The organism is Micromonospora sp. GCM10011542, assembly GCF_042650685.1.
In the GTDB taxonomy this organism is placed as follows: domain Bacteria; phylum Actinomycetota; class Actinomycetes; order Mycobacteriales; family Micromonosporaceae; genus Micromonospora.
Genome location: NZ_JBHSBO010000058.1, coordinates 596,239 through 610,548 on the forward strand (window position 1 = coordinate 596,239; position 14,310 = coordinate 610,548).

Sequence of the window (14,310 nt, forward strand, 5' to 3'; positions counted from 1 at the left end):
GGACTCCCGGGGAATCGCCGCAGTGGTGCGGCGCACGTGGAGTGGATGGGCGAGGATGGTGCACATGCCGCCGTACTCCCGCCCTGGGCGCTCCGTCCTCGGGCGGACCGTCGGCACCGGCATCCGCGCCGTACGCCTGCTGCTGCGCGGCTCGGTGGGCAGCGGACGCTGGGTGACCCGGCGGGCCGGTCGCGCCCGGACCCGGGGCGCCGGCGGCGAGGTCGGCATGGTCCGCCTCTTCGACCTGCACGCCGTGTCCTGCGCCGGCGACACCCTGATCGCGATCGGTCTGGCCGGGACGATCTTCTTCAACGTTCCGCTGGGCGAGGCGCGCAGCAAGGTGGCGCTCTACCTGCTGGTCACCATGGTGCCGTTCGCGATGCTCGCCCCCGTGGTGGGCCCGCTGCTGGACCACTTCCGGCACGGCCGGCGGTACGCGCTGGCGGCCACCATGCTGGGCCGGGCGTTCCTGGCCTGGTTGATCTCCGACTACATCCACGGCTTCGGGCTCTATCCGGCGGCGTTCGGCGTGCTCGCACTCTCCCGGGCGTACGGGGTGGCCCGTTCGGCGGCCGTGCCCCGGCTGCTGCCCGAGGGGCTCGGCCTGTCCCAGGTGGGTGCGCGGGCCAGCGTCTACGGCACGGTGGCCGGCGCGCTGGTGGCGCCGATCGGGCTGGCCGCGTTCTGGTTCGGGCCGCAGTGGCCGCTACGGGTCGCCTCGGTGATCTTCCTGGTCGGCATGGTGATCTCGCTGCGTCTGCCACCGCGGGCCGACTCGGAGCCGCCGGAGCGGGTGCCCCGCCCGCTGCGCGCACTGGGCCGGCACCGCGGCGACCGGCCGTTGGGGCGGGGCCGCCCGGCAGGCCGCCTGGTGATCGCGACCCTGATCGGCGCCGCGACGCTGCGCGCGGTCTACGGCTTCCTGCTGCTCTTCCTCGCCTTCGCGATCAAGAAGGGCGACCTGACCACCGTCGTATTCGGGCGGGACCTGGGCGCGGAGGGCGCGCTGGGCCTGGTCGGCGGCGCGCTGGCGGTCGGCACCTTCCTCGCCACCGCGGTCGGCACCCGGCTGCGCATCCACCGGCCGCTCGCCATCCAGTCCAGCACGATGGTCATCGTGGCGGGGGTGGCGGTGCTGGCGGTGGTCCGGTTCTCCCTGCCGATGGTCGCGCTGCTCTGCCTGGTGGCCGCGCTGGCCAGCGGCGTGTCGAAGCTGGCCGTGGACGCCTCGATCCAGGAGCGCATCCCCGAACGGCTGCGGGCGAGTTCCTTCGCGCACTCCGAGACGGCGCTGATGCTGGCGTTCGTCGCCGGCGGCGGTCTCGGGCTGGTCCCCTTCGCCGGGCGCACGGGCATCGCGGTCGCCGCCGGGGTCGGTGTGCTGGCCGCCGCCCGGGGCGTGCTGGTCGCCGGCCGGCTGCGCAGGGAACGACTGGCCGGCCGCCCGCTGGGCGACGACGAGCTGGTCGACGACGAGGTGACCGGGGACAAGCTGGTCGACGACACACCGGTCGCGGACGACCTGGCCGCCGACGGCGCGCGGGGCACGTCGGCCGACGACGGGCCGCACCACCGTGACCGGCCACGCGACGACCGGCCGCGCGGCGACCGGACACGAGGCGGGGACCCGACGCCGACCTCGCCGGCGCCGAACCAGGCCGGCGCGCAGAGCTACGACGAGCCGGGGCTGGCGCCGCCGGGCTACCACATCTACCGCCCATCCTCGGCCGTCGGCGGCCCCGGCGGCGGCGTCGACGACGAGACCCGCCGGGAGTCGCCGGGGCCCCTGTCGTGACCGGTCTGCTCGTGGTGACCGCGGTACCCGCCGAGGCGGACGCGGTCCGGGCCGGGCTGGCCGACCCCACGGTGACCGTCACCCCCGTCGGTGTGGGTCCCGCCGTGGCCGGTGCCGCCACCGCCCGGCTGCTGGCGCTGGCCGAGGCGGCCGGCCGCCCGTACCGCGGGGTGGTCAGCGCCGGTGTGGCCGGCGGCTTCGTCGAGCGGGTCGCGGTCGGCGGCACCGTGCTGGGCAGCGCGAGCATCGCCGCCGACCTGGGCGCCGAGTCGCCGGAGGGCTTCATTCCGATCGACGAGCTCGGCATGCCGCCCGCGCTGCTCGGCGGCGGCAGCATCGTGCCGGCCGATCCGACCATGCTGGCCGCGCTCCGGGCCGCCCTGCCTGAGGCCACCATCGGCCCGGTGCTCACCGTCAGCACGGTCACCGGCACCGCCGCCAGCAGCGAGGAGCTGCGCCGGCGGCACCCGAGCGCGGTGGCCGAGGCGATGGAGGGGTACGGCGTGGCGGTCGCCGCGGCGCAGGCCGGTGTGCCCTTCGCCGAGTTGCGTACCATCTCCAACCCGATCGGCCCGCGCGACCGGGACGCCTGGCGGTTACGCGAGGCCCTCAACGCCCTGACCGCGGCAGCCCCCGCGCTGCGCTGACCCGCCGAGGGCGAGGTCAGAGCCGTAACGCCAGTGCCGACGGCCGGCCCGCCTGAAGCTCGAACCCGCACGCCAGCAGGAAATGGACACCGCCCCACTCGGCAACGGCACGGACCGTCCGGATGCGGGACCTGCTCGTCTCCGCCGCCAGAAACTCGATCAGTCGGCGCCCGATGCCCAACCACCGCAGCTCGGGGACGACGACGCTTTCCAGCACCAGCTCCCGCTGATCACCGAGGTCCTCTCCGAAGAACAGGTCGACGCTCCGCTCGTGCGCCCGTAGCTCACCGACGACCTCCCCGTCGGACAGCTCCGCGACGTACCGCCGAGACGTCTCCGGCATCCCGACCCCGCTGGTACGCCGGAACGACACCTGCCCCCGCATCCGCTGCCGCCACCGCCGCTCGTCCCGCCGAGCGCGGTCGAGATCGTAGGTGAAGTCCGGTACCCGTGACGGCCACCGCTCCGGAGGCAGCGTCGAGGAGTACAGCCACCACGTGCCTGGCCAGTCCTTGAGCGTGCGAACCGGTCGCACGTCGAGGTGCGCGGGGTAGCGGCGCCCCACCTCGTCCCGGGGCTCGTCCTCCGGCCCGCTCAGCGACGCGTCGCCGTCGCAGCGGCAGGCACCCTCGCGTGGGCCGACAACGAGTTCACCCCCCGCCCCACGAACCAACCGCTCCACCGTCCGAAATCCCGGCTCGGCGTCCCGCCCCGCCTCGATCCGCGCCAGCGTGCTCTTCGGCACACCGGACCGCTCGGCCAGCTCCCGCTGGCTCAGGTCCGCCTGTCGACGCAGCTCACGCAGCACCGCACCCACGTCGACAGCCCCGTCACCGCCCGCCATCCGTCCATGCTTTTCAATCGACCGAGCGTCGTCAACAACCCCACCCCTCCTGTGGACAATCCTGTGGACAGCCCGCCCCACGCTCCCCCGGGCGCGCAGCGCGGGCGCCACCGCTCGTCGCCTATCGAGCTGCCCCAGATCTGGGGCAGCTCGATAGGCGACGTCAGACAGCGCTGCGCCCGCGGGTGGGACGGCCGCCGGGCGGCTTGGGCGAGCGTCATCGTCGCGGTTTTCTCAACCACCACGCGGAGACCAGCACGGAGACCAAGACCAGCACGGAGACCAGCCAGCGGCGAGCGTGCGACCGCGCGCGAGTCGCCACCGGGCGGATCACACTGGGCGGGGCACCCCGAAGGGGCGGCGCGGGGGCGGGGATAACGTGGGAGCGTGGCGCTCTCCCTGGCGATCTCCCCCTGCCCCAACGACACGTTCGTCTTCCACGCCCTGGTGCACGGCCGGGTGGCCGGCGCGCCGCCGGTGGAGGTGACGTACGCCGACGTGGACGTCACCAACACCGCGGCCGAGCGGGGGGCGTTCGACCTGGTGAAGGTGAGCTTCGCGGCGCTGCCGTGGCTGCTCGACGACTACCACCTGCTGCCCTGCGGCGGCGCGCTCGGTCGCGGGTGCGGGCCGCTGGTGCTGACCCGGGGCGACCGCGCCGGCGGGCCGGACCGCACCGACCTGACCGGGGCCACGGTGGCGGTGCCCGGCGACCGGACCACCGCGTACCTGCTGTTCCGGCTCTGGTCAGCGGGCAAGCCGCCGGCGCGGATCGAGGTCGTCCCGTTCCACGAGATCATGCCGGGCGTGGCGGCCGGCCGTTACGACGCGGGCCTGGTCATCCACGAGGCGCGGTTCACCTACCACCGGCACGGCCTGACCGCCCTGGTCGACCTCGGCGAGTGGTGGGAGGCCGACACCGGCCTGCCCATCCCCCTCGGCGCGATCCTGGCCCGACGCGGTGCCGTCGACCCGGAGGCCGCCGCCGGGTGGATCCGCGAGTCGGTCCGGCAGGCCTGGGCGGACCCGGCGGCCAGCCGGGAGTACGTCCTGGCGCATGCCCAGGAGATGGAACTCGACGTGGTGGACCGGCACATCGGCCTCTACGTCAACGAGTTCACCGCCGACCTGGGCGAGGCCGGGTTCGCCGCGGTGACGGCGCTGCTGGACCGGGCGGCCACCGCCGGGCTGGTGCCTCAGACCTCCAGCTCGCGCGCGACCGCGTGGACCAGCTGAGCGATCTTCTGCGCGGTCTTCTTGTCCGGGTACCGACCCCGGCGCAGGTCCGGCTGGACCTTCGCCTCCAGCACCTTGATCATGTCCTCGACCAGGCCGTGCAGCTCCTCGGCCGGCCGGCGACGCAGCTCCGCCATCGACGGCGGCGCGTCCAGCAGCTTGACCCCCATGGCCTGGGATCCCCGGCGGCTGTCCACCACGCTGAAGTCCACCCGCTGGCCACCCTTGAGGTCGGTGACACCCGCCGGCAGCGCGCCCTTGGGCAGGAACACGTCGCCACCCTCGTCACTGGTGACGAACCCGTATCCCTTGGCGGTGTCGTACCACTTCACTCGACCCGTAGGCACCTGAGAACCCCTGCTTCACTTGAGACGTCTACTGCTCCAAGGCTAGCTGGATCATCCGGTCGAGCGCCGCTGGGAATCCGGTGAGGTCGTCCAGCACCACCTCCGCCCCGGCGGCGCGCAACTCCTCCGCCGAGCACGGCCCGGTGGCGACGGCGATCCCGGGCACCCCGGCCGCCTTGGCGGCGACCATGTCGGCCACGTGGTCGCCCACGTAGTGGGTCGCGTCGTGCTGGCGCAGGGCCACCGCCTTCTCCTCCGCGAAGAGGTCGCCGGCCACCTCGTCGACCTTCAGGCCGAGATGGTCCAGGTGCAGCCGGGCCAGCCGGCCCAGTTTGGAGGTGACCACCAGCACCCGCCCGCCTCGGGCCCGGATCGCGTCGATCGCCTCCCGCGCGCCGGGCAGCGGCACCGTCGGGGTGATCGCGTACGCCGGGTAGAGCTCCCGGTACGCGTGCACGGCCCCCTCGACCTGCTCCGGCGGGAACCAGCGGGCGATCTCGGTGCGCAGCGGCGGACCGAGCCGGGCCACCGCGGCGTCGGCGTCCACCGGCACGCCGGTCTGCGCGGTCAGCGCCCGGTAGGCCGCGGCGATGCCGGGGCGCGAGTCGACCAGGGTCATGTCGAGGTCGAATCCGACAGTCAGTGCGGGCATGCCGAGAAAGGTACCCGGAGCGCATCGGGTCCAGCCGGACGTCCGAGGGGCGGGACGGCCCGCCGCCGGGCTAGCGTGGAACGACGATGACCACCTCACTCGCCGACCACCTACGGTCGCTGCCGGACGAGTCGTTGGCCGCGCTCCTCCAGCTGCGGCCCGACCTCGTCGTACCCGTGCCGGCCGACGTCTCCGCCCTGGCCATCCGGGCACAGTCCCGGGTCTCGGTGGCCCGCGCGCTGGACGGCCTGGACCAGTTCACCCTCCAGATCCTGGACGCCGCCCGGCTCACCCGGGACCCGGCCGACGGCAGCACCTCCACCGACGCGGTGCTGGCCATGGCGACCGCCGGGCCGCGCCCACCCGCGCCCACCGCCGTCCGGGCGGCCGTCAACCGGCTGCGCGCGCTCTTCCTGCTGTACGGCCCGGAGCACGCCCTGAACGTGGTGGGCGGCATCGACGAGGTCGCCCCGTACCCCGCGGGGCTGGGCCGGCCGGCCGCGGAGCTGGACCCGCGCGCGGCCGCCCTCTGCGCGGACCCGGCGAAGCTGCGCCGGACGCTGCTCGCCGCCCCACCCTCGGCCCGGGCGATCCTGGACCGGCTGGCGGCCGGCCCGCCGGTGGGCAGCGTGCCCCAGGGCGCGTTGCAGGCCCCGCCGCTCGGCGGCGAGGACGCGCTGCCCCCGGACCTGACCAACGGCGGGGCGCCGACCGGCTCCCCGGTGCGCTGGCTCGTCGACAACCGGCTGCTGGTGCGGGTCACCGGCGGGCCGGCGACGGCCACCAGCACCGTGGAGCTGCCCCGCGAGGTCGGCCTGCTGCTACGCCGGGACAGCGGCCCGCTCGGGCCGCTGCGGACCAGCCCGCCCGCCGTGGCCGCCACGCCGCGCGAGCCGAAGGCGGTCGACTCCGCCGGCGCCGGGCAGACCATGGAGGTGGTCCGGCACGTCGAGGGGCTGCTGGACCAGCTCGCCGCCGAACCGGCGCCGGTGCTGCGCTCCGGCGGCATCGGGGTACGCGACCTGCGCCGGCTGGCCCGGACCGCCGCGCTGGACGAGCCGACCGCCGCGCTGCTGCTGGAGGTGGCGTACGCGGCAGGGCTCGCCGGTGAGCTGGAGCTGTCCGGGACGACCACCGCCCGGTACGGGGCCGACCAGCAGGTGCTGCCGACCGGCGGGTACGAGGTGTGGCGCGCCGCCTCGCTGGCGCAGCGCTGGGAACAGCTGGCCCGGGCGTGGCTGGCGATGACCCGGCAGGTCGGGCTGGTCGGCCGGCGCGACGACCGGGACCGGCCGATCACGGCGCTCTCCGCTGAGGCCGAGCGGGCCAGCGCGCCGGGTACCCGGCGGGCGGTGCTCGGTGTGCTGGCCGACCTGGAGCCGGCGACCGCGCCCACGCCAGAGGAGGTGCAGGAGCTGCTGGACTGGCGGGCACCCCGGCGCAGCCGGGGGCGGGAGGCCGCCCACCGGGAGGTGCTGGCAGAGGCCGCCCAGCTCGGCGTCACCGGCCTGGGGGCGCTCACCTCGTACGGCCGGCTGCTGCTGGCCGACCTGGCGACGGCGGACGAGCGGGGCGCCGACGACCCGCTCGGGCTGCACGTCGACGCGGAGAGCGGCGACCCGTCCACCGCCGTCCGCGCGCTGGACGCGCTGCTGCCCGCCCCGGTCGACCACTTCCTGGTCCAGGCCGACCTGACCGTGGTGGTGCCCGGGCCGCCGGAGCCGGCGCTCGCCGCCGAGCTGGAGACGGTGGCCGAGCCCGAGTCGGCGGGTGGGGCGAGCGTGTACCGGGTCACCACGGCGAGCGTGCGCCGGGCGCTGGACGCCGGCTACTCGGCCGACGACCTGCACACGCTGTTCCGGCGGCGGTCGCGCACGCCGGTGCCGCAGGGGCTCACCTACCTGGTGGACGACGTGGCCCGCAAGCACGGCGGGTTGCGGGCCGGCTCGGCCGGGGCGTACCTGCGCAGTGACGACGAGGCGCTGCTGACCGAGGTGCTGGCCGACCGGCGGATGGAATCGATGTCGCTGCGCCGGCTGGCGCCGACGGTGCTGAGCACCCCGTACCAGGTCGGTCGGCTGCTGGGCGCGCTGCGCGACGCCGGGTACGCCCCAGTGCCGGAGGACGCCAGCGGCGCGGCGGTGCTGTCCCGGCCGAAGACCCGGCGGGCCCCGGCCCGGGTACCGGTGACCACCCGCACGCTGGACCCGCTGGTCACGCCGAAGCTGCCCATGCCTCGCCTGCTGGGCGTCGTGGAGCAGATCCGGCGGGGCGACGCGGCGGCGCGGGCGGCCCGGCGGGCACCGGCGGTGGTCCGCGGCGGCGCGCCGGGGCTGGGCGGCGGTCCGGTGCCGGCGAGCACCCACAGCGACGCCCTCGCGGTGCTCCAGCAGGCGGTACGCGACAAGGCGCTGGTCTGGGTCGGGTACGTCGACGCGCACGGGGCGACCGCGTCCCGGCTGGTCAAGCCGGTCTCGATCGGCGCCGGCTACCTGCGCGCGGAGGACGAGCGGACCGAGATGCTGCACACCTTCGCGCTGCACCGGATCACCGCGGCGGTGCTCGCCGACTGACCGGGCCACGGGAGGGTCGCGGCTGCCCCGGTCGGGGCAGCCGGCTCGGTCAGCGTCGGTTGCGGCGTACGGTGCCGATCACCGAGACGACCAGCAGCAGGGCGAACCCGGCACCGGCGGACTCGCCGACGGAGTTGACGAAGCCCTGGCGCTGCACCAGCCAGCCGAAGAGGAACCACCCGACGAGGGCGACCGCCGCCACCGCGTACGCGGCCACCGTGGCGGTGGACACGTCGTCGGGTGGCGGCTGGTCGTGGTCTCGGATCACGTCACGGTCGACCGTCATGCCCAGCCTCCCCGCCCGGTACGGCCCTGGACTCCCCAGGGTGTCACTCGCGGGACCGCAGTGACAGGGGTTAAAACCCCGAGCCGGGGCGGCTCAGGTGCCGGAGCGGCGGCCGACCAGCACCACGCGGGTGCCGATCTTGCCCAGCTCCCACATCCGGACGGCGTCGGCGTGCAGCAGGTTGACGCAGCCGTGCGAGCCGATCGACTTGTCGTGCAGGTAGGTGGTGGTCTCGTGGAAGCCCATGCCCTGGGTGAAGTGCTGCCAGTAGGGAAGCCACACCTCGTACGGGTCGGACCACTCCTTGATGTTCCGGAAGTTGACCTTGTACGTGCCGGCGGGGGTGCGGTAGCCGGGCATTCCGGTCCGCGTCACTGTCGGCTTCATGACCACCTTGCCGCCGCGCATCGCCCAGACCGTCTGCCGGGTCAGGTCGACGCAGAAGGTGGTGCCCGTGCCCGCCTTGCACGAGGCGGTGTCGGTGGTGGCCAGCCGCTTGGCCACGTCGTACGTGGTGGGGCCGGCGCGTCCCTGGACGGGGCGGATGTCGTACCGGCGCTGGAACTTCTTGATCGCGGCGCAGTCGGCGGCGGACTGCCGCCCGTCCACGGTCACCGTGCCGAAACCGCCCAGCCGGGCCAGGTACGTCTCCACCGCGCGCTGGTGCTCGCCCTGCGGACAGCCGGCGGCGGCAGCCGGCGCCACGGTGGCGCTGGCGGACGGCGCGGGAGCGGTGCTGCGGGTGGGTTTCGGCGCCGGCGCCGTCGTGCGGGCCGGCGGCGGTTTGGCCGGCGTCGTCGCCGGCCGGCCTCGCTGGTCCGGGCCGGGCGTGCCGCTCGCCCCCGTTGGCTGTTCCGCCGCGACCGGGGCGGGCCCCCCGCCTCCACCCCCGCCAGCCTGCGGATCGAACGTGCACGCACCGACGCCGACCAGCGTGACCACCGCCAGGGCGACCAGCCGGGTGATCCGGACATGCTTCATGAGGACCTCCCCTGGACCAGCCGTCCCTTTGCTAGACGTTCGTGAGTGCCGTCACGGTTGCGTCCGGTGAGCATCTTTCTTCCGACACCCGGCACCGTGCAACACTGGTTGGTCGGCCAGCGGTGGGTAAGCCCCGTGTTCGGCCGACTTTTCAGGAGAGGACTTTCGCGTGAGTGGTGGACCCCTGATCGTGCAGTCGGACAAGACCCTGCTGCTGGAGATCGACCACCCGGACGCGCAGGCCTGCCGGATGGCCATCGCGCCCTTCGCCGAGCTGGAGCGCTCCCCCGAGCACGTGCACACGTACCGGCTCACCCCGCTAGGCCTGTGGAACGCCCGGGCGGCCGGCCACGACGCCGAGGCCGTGGTGGACGCGCTGCTGAAGTACTCCCGCTACCCGGTGCCGCACGCGCTGCTGGTGGACGTGGCCGAGACGATGGACCGGTACGGCCGGCTCCAGCTCGCCAACGACCCGGCGCACGGCCTGGTGCTGCGGGCCCTGGACCGGCTGGTGCTCATCGAGGTCGCCAAGAGCAAGAAGCTCGCCGGCATGCTCGGCGCGAAGCTCGACGACGACACCATCCAGGTGCACCCCTCCGAGCGGGGCCGGCTCAAGCAGGCGCTGCTCAAGCTGGGCTGGCCGGCGGAGGACCTGGCCGGCTACGTGGACGGCGAGGCGCACCAGATCGACCTGGCCGAGGCCGGCAAGGACGGCCGCAAGCCGTGGACGCTGCGGTCGTACCAGCGCGAGGCCGTGGAGGCGTTCTGGGCCGGCGGGTCCGGCGTGGTCGTGCTGCCCTGCGGCGCCGGCAAGACGCTGGTGGGCGCGGCGGCGATGGCCGAGGCGAAGGCGACCACGCTGATCCTGGTGACCAACACGGTCGCCGGCCGGCAGTGGAAGCGGGAGCTGATCGCCCGCACGTCGCTGACCGAGGAGGAGATCGGCGAGTACTCCGGTGAGCGCAAGGAGATCCGCCCGGTCACCATCGCCACGTACCAGGTGCTCACCTCGCGGCGCGGCGGCGCGTTCACCCACCTGGACCTGTTCGGGGCCCGCGACTGGGGCCTGGTCGTCTACGACGAGGTGCACCTGCTGCCCGCGCCGATCTTCCGCTTCACCGCGGACCTCCAGGCCCGCCGCCGCCTCGGCCTCACGGCGACGCTGGTCCGCGAGGACGGCCGCGAGGGCGACGTGTTCAGCCTGATCGGCCCGAAGCGCTACGACGCGCCCTGGAAGGACATCGAGTCGCAGGGCTGGATCGCCCCGGCCGAGTGCACCGAGGTACGCGTGACGCTCACCGACGCCGAGCGGATGTCCTACGCCACGGCCGAGGCCGAGGAGCGCTACCGGATGGCCGCGACCGCCCGCACGAAGCTGCCCGTGGTGCGCGCCCTGGTGGACCGGCACAAGGACGACCAGGTGCTCGTCATCGGCGCCTACATCGACCAGCTCCACCAGCTCGGTGAATACCTGGACGCGCCGATCGTGCAGGGCTCCACCACCAACAAGGAGCGTGAGCGGCTCTTCGAGGCGTTCCGCACGGGCGAGCTGCGCACCCTCGTCCTCTCCAAGGTCGGGAACTTTTCCATCGACCTGCCCGAGGCGGCGGTGGCGATCCAGGTCTCCGGCACGTTCGGATCCCGGCAGGAGGAGGCCCAGCGCCTCGGACGGGTGCTGCGACCCAAGGCCGACGGCCGGCAGGCGCACTTCTACACGGTGGTCTCCCGGGACACGATCGACACCGAGTACGCGGCACACCGCCAGCGGTTCCTCGCCGAGCAGGGGTACGCGTACACCATCGTGGACGCCGACGACGTGCTCGGCCCGAAGCTCCCGAGCGTCGACTGAGGCTGCCCGCCGGGCCTTCGCCGACGGTTGACGCCGCACAGCACGGTGGGCCGCCCCATCCGGGACGGCCCACCGCGTCGACGCCTCGTCAGGAGTAGTCGACCAGGAAGTAGTAGCTGGTCGTGTCAGTCCACGTTCCGTCCGCCGTACGCCCGCGCACGCTCATGGTGTGCGAGCTCGGCGAGGTCGGCGTGTAGCTGACGGTGGCGACCCCGGCGGCATTCGCCGCCACCAGCACCGGCTGCCCGTCGTCGACCGTGTACTCGAACTCCGTCACGCCCGGACTGCCCTGGGTGAGGGTGAAGTCTCCCGGAACGCCCACCCCGCCGGCCCACTGGTTGGCCGGGTAGGTGCCCGACGCGACCAGCGGCGCCGTACCGACCAGGAACGGGTAGTCCGTCTGCGGCGTGTACGCGCCCGCCGCGGTCCGGCCCCGTACCGAGAACACGTTCGCGCCGTTGCGGTCCATGGTCACCAAGATGTCGGTCACCAGCGAGTCGGGAGTCTTCGGCACGCTCTGCCAGGCGCCGCCGTTGAGCTGGTACTCGAAGGTCGTCACCTCACCGATCTCGGTGTAGACCCCGAACCGGCCGACCGCGCCGATCCCGCCACGGGCGGTGTACTCGTCGTACGCGCTGCTCACGTTCACGCGCGGGTCGCGTACGCGGAAGTAGTACCGCCGCTCCGGGCTGACCGTGCCGTCGGCCGCCCGGCTGGTGACCGTCAACAGCGTGTACCCGGGATGCGCCGGCGTGATCTCGATGGTGGCCCTGCCGTCCGTGCCGGCGGCCACCACCTGCTCCTCGCCGCTGTACTCCAGCACGTAGCGGTACTCGACCACGTCGGAGCGGCCCGGGTTGAAGGTGAACCGACCCAACTGGCCCGGCTGGCCGGCGGAGTCGTTCTCCGGGTAGTCGCTGGACGTCACCACCGGCGCGTCGCTGACCTCGAAGGTGTAGGTCCGCGTCGGCGAGAAGGACCCGTCCGTGAAACGGGTACGCACCGTCAGCGTGTTGCGTCCGGAGCGATCCGGGGTGAGCGTCACCCGAGCCGAGCTGTACTCGGGGTCGACGGTCTGCTCGGGCCCGTCGTTGAGCCGGTAGAGGTAGGCGTCCACGTCCGGCATCGCGGTGTCGAAGTCGAACTCACCGGGGATGCCCACGCCACCCCACGCGCCGTACTCGTAGTAGGTGCTGGAGTAGACGATCGGCTTGGTGTCGATGACGTTGAACTGGTACTGCTCGATCTCCGAGACGGTGCCGTCGGCGCTGATGCTGCGCACATTCAGCGTGTACCAGTTCGGCTCGGTGGGCGTCCAGCGCAGCACCGCGGTGCCGTCCGCCGCCGCGTCGAGGCGGCGCATCTCGTCGTTGAGGAACGCGTACTCGTAGGCCACCACCCCGATCCGGCCGGGCCGGAAGGTGAAGCTGCCGGCGCGGTCCACCACGCCGTCGTGGTCCGGGAACGCGAAGTCCGCCGACTCGACGATCGGGGTGTCGCGGACCGACACGTCCTCGGTGTACGCGCCGACGAGTTCGGTTCCGGCGTAGCTGCGCACCTGGACCTTCACGAGACCAGCCTGCGGGAACACCACGGGAACATCGGTGGTGCCGTCGGCCTGCGCCGGGACCCTGACCTCGTCACCGTCACCAATCCGGTAGCCGAACTCGGTGACCCCCTCGACGTTCGTCGAGATCGCCAGTTGGCTCGGCAGGCCGACACCACCCACCGTCACCCGTACCTGCGGTGCCGTGGACTTGACGAAGAAGCGGTACTCGGCCACCTCGGACGAGTTCGACGCGCTGTCCACGGTCCGCACGCTCAGGTACTCGACGAACGAGGTGGGCGTGTATTCGAGGGTGACGTCCGCACCCGGCTGCGGCGCGGGGATGTAGTTGTACGTCTCGCCGAAGCGCCCCCAGTAGTAGCCGACCACGTCCGGCGAACCGTTGGCCGTGAAGGTGAAGGTGCCCGGAACGCCCGAGCCGCCGTGCGACTGGCCGTCGTCCGGGTACTTCGCCGAGGTGATCACTGGGGTGGCCGGCCGCTGCCCGTCCACCTTCACGTAGCACGGCTCGGCCCACGGCGAGTAGTCGTGACCGTCGTAGGCCCGGGCGGTCCAGGCCACCACGGTCCCGTGCGGGTACTGCGACATCTCCCAGCCGACCTTGGAGAGAGTGCTCCCGTAACTCGACCCGAACTGCTCGGAGCGCTGATCCTCGTGGCCGACCGGCCAGGCGGCGAACTGTCCGTTGAAATTGGAGTCGTTGGTGTCCGCGTCCGCGCCCCGGAGCATCAGGCCGTAGTTGCGCGCCCCCACCGGCTGCGGCTTGTCCTTCGTGCCGCAGGACCACGACGGAAACTCCAGCCCGATCTGTGCCACCGTCGGCGCGTGATTGGCCTCGGCGCGGATCGTCGGGAACGGGCGGAGCTTCCGGCCGTGGGAGACCATGCCCTCGTAGCCGTGCGGCACCCGGATCTCGAGGGTGAGGGTCTTCGTGCCCTGGGTCGCCAGCTTCTGCAGGGCCGGCATGATGTCCCAGACCAGATAGCCGGGGCAGGTGGCCGCGCCGCCAGCCTGGACGGTGCCGAGCAGCTCGCGCTGACGCGGCGCCGACTTCCAGCTCGTGGTCGCCTTGATCGGGTCGGTACGCCAGAGCTCGACCGGCTGGGCCGACGCGCAGTCAGCCGCCGACCTCTCCGCGACGATGACGTCGGCCTTGTGGATGACGGCGCCACGGAACCGGGAGATGTCGAAGGTGAAGTACGAGCGCGACTTGTGCTTGTTGCCGCCCGCATCCGTCCAGGCACCGATCGGCGCGTCTCCGGAGGGGTTGACGAACGACTGGCCCGGCAGGTACGAGTCGGTGTAGGCCCAGCCGGACCTGCTCACATCCCGCTGCTCGTATGCCTGCGCCGGCATGGCGGTGACGCCGACCAGGCCCGCACCGAGCGTAAGCCCGAGCGATGCGGCCAGCAGTCTTCGTGCGCGCACGAACAATGCAGCTCCCCCCGTGATCGATGGCGCCCTTCGCCATCGAGGGGCGCGAGCATATCGAGGCACGGCAGCGTTCCGCGTACGCGATTCGGATTACCTCCG

At 73.4% G+C, this 14,310-nt stretch carries 11 protein-coding genes; 5 read left to right on the top strand and 6 right to left on the bottom strand.

The genetic code is table 11. The annotated features are described in order from the left end of the window. Positions 1-64: 64 nt before the first annotated feature. Entirely contained in the window at positions 65-1,795 is a 1,731-nt protein-coding gene (locus tag ACFOW4_RS23605) for an MFS transporter (protein WP_377531300.1), read from the top strand. Continuing rightward, positions 1,792-2,442 (top strand): futalosine hydrolase, encoded by a 651-nt coding sequence (locus ACFOW4_RS23610; RefSeq protein ID WP_377531301.1) that lies wholly within the window; start codon positions 1,792-1,794, stop codon positions 2,440-2,442. Before ACFOW4_RS23605 ends, ACFOW4_RS23610 begins: the two co-directional genes overlap by 4 nt. Positions 2,443-2,458: 16 nt before the next feature. Here the strand turns inward: ACFOW4_RS23610 and ACFOW4_RS23615 are convergent, their stop codons facing one another. Continuing rightward, a complete protein-coding gene (locus ACFOW4_RS23615; RefSeq protein ID WP_377531303.1) occupies positions 2,459-3,286 on the bottom strand; it encodes a helix-turn-helix domain-containing protein in 828 nt (275 codons plus the stop codon). Between the two features lie 387 nt (positions 3,287-3,673). Between ACFOW4_RS23615 and ACFOW4_RS23620 the strand changes: the two genes are divergently transcribed. Beyond that, on the top strand, positions 3,674-4,522 hold the full coding sequence (locus tag ACFOW4_RS23620; RefSeq protein ID WP_377531304.1) for a 1,4-dihydroxy-6-naphthoate synthase: 849 nt from the start codon (positions 3,674-3,676) through the stop codon (positions 4,520-4,522). Here the strand turns inward: ACFOW4_RS23620 and ACFOW4_RS23625 are convergent. Both ACFOW4_RS23625 and ACFOW4_RS23630 read right to left on the bottom strand, forming a co-directional pair. Further along, entirely contained in the window at positions 4,483-4,869 is a 387-nt protein-coding gene (locus ACFOW4_RS23625) for a cold shock domain-containing protein (RefSeq protein ID WP_355588232.1), read from the bottom strand. The genes ACFOW4_RS23620 and ACFOW4_RS23625 overlap by 40 nt on opposite strands. A 28-nt stretch (positions 4,870-4,897) precedes the next feature. Next, a complete protein-coding gene (locus ACFOW4_RS23630) occupies positions 4,898-5,521 on the bottom strand; it encodes an HAD family hydrolase (RefSeq protein WP_377531307.1) in 624 nt (207 codons plus the stop codon). 86 nt (positions 5,522-5,607) lie between these two features. Here ACFOW4_RS23630 and ACFOW4_RS23635 point away from each other — a divergent pair, with 86 nt between their 5' ends. Beyond that, on the top strand, positions 5,608-8,094 hold the full coding sequence (locus ACFOW4_RS23635) for a helicase-associated domain-containing protein (RefSeq protein WP_377531309.1): 2,487 nt from the start codon (positions 5,608-5,610) through the stop codon (positions 8,092-8,094). A 49-nt stretch (positions 8,095-8,143) separates the two neighbouring features. Here the strand turns inward: ACFOW4_RS23635 and ACFOW4_RS23640 are convergent, their stop codons facing one another. Together ACFOW4_RS23640 and ACFOW4_RS23645 are read right to left on the bottom strand one after the other, a co-directional pair. Next, positions 8,144-8,380 (bottom strand): hypothetical protein, encoded by a 237-nt coding sequence (locus ACFOW4_RS23640; protein WP_377531311.1) that lies wholly within the window; start codon positions 8,378-8,380, stop codon positions 8,144-8,146. A gap of 93 nt (positions 8,381-8,473) precedes the next feature. Further along, positions 8,474-9,361 carry a L,D-transpeptidase family protein gene (locus ACFOW4_RS23645; RefSeq protein WP_377531314.1) on the bottom strand — a complete coding sequence of 296 codons (888 nt, stop codon included), beginning with the start codon at positions 9,359-9,361 and terminating at the stop codon, positions 8,474-8,476. Between the two features lie 169 nt (positions 9,362-9,530). Between ACFOW4_RS23645 and ACFOW4_RS23650 the strand changes: the two genes are divergently transcribed. Next, on the top strand, positions 9,531-11,210 hold the full coding sequence (locus tag ACFOW4_RS23650) for a DNA repair helicase XPB (protein ID WP_377531316.1): 1,680 nt from the start codon (positions 9,531-9,533) through the stop codon (positions 11,208-11,210). An 88-nt stretch (positions 11,211-11,298) separates the two neighbouring features. Here the strand turns inward: ACFOW4_RS23650 and ACFOW4_RS23655 are convergent, their stop codons facing one another. After that, a complete protein-coding gene (locus tag ACFOW4_RS23655; protein WP_377531319.1) occupies positions 11,299-14,205 on the bottom strand; it encodes a hypothetical protein in 2,907 nt (968 codons plus the stop codon). Between the last annotated feature and the right edge of the window lie 105 nt (positions 14,206-14,310).

Excerpts from the sequence above, each read along its gene's own strand:
- ACFOW4_RS23605 (WP_377531300.1), top strand. The coding sequence starts at position 65 with ATGCCGCCGTACTCCCGCCCTGGGCGCTCCGTCCTCGGGCGGACCGTC.
- ACFOW4_RS23615 (WP_377531303.1), bottom strand. The coding sequence starts at position 3,286 with ATGGCGGGCGGTGACGGGGCTGTCGACGTGGGTGCGGTGCTGCGTGAG.
- ACFOW4_RS23630 (WP_377531307.1), bottom strand. The coding sequence starts at position 5,521 with ATGCCCGCACTGACTGTCGGATTCGACCTCGACATGACCCTGGTCGAC.
- ACFOW4_RS23635 (WP_377531309.1), top strand. The coding sequence starts at position 5,608 with ATGACCACCTCACTCGCCGACCACCTACGGTCGCTGCCGGACGAGTCG.
- ACFOW4_RS23640 (WP_377531311.1), bottom strand. The coding sequence starts at position 8,380 with ATGACGGTCGACCGTGACGTGATCCGAGACCACGACCAGCCGCCACCC.
- ACFOW4_RS23645 (WP_377531314.1), bottom strand. The coding sequence starts at position 9,361 with ATGAAGCATGTCCGGATCACCCGGCTGGTCGCCCTGGCGGTGGTCACG.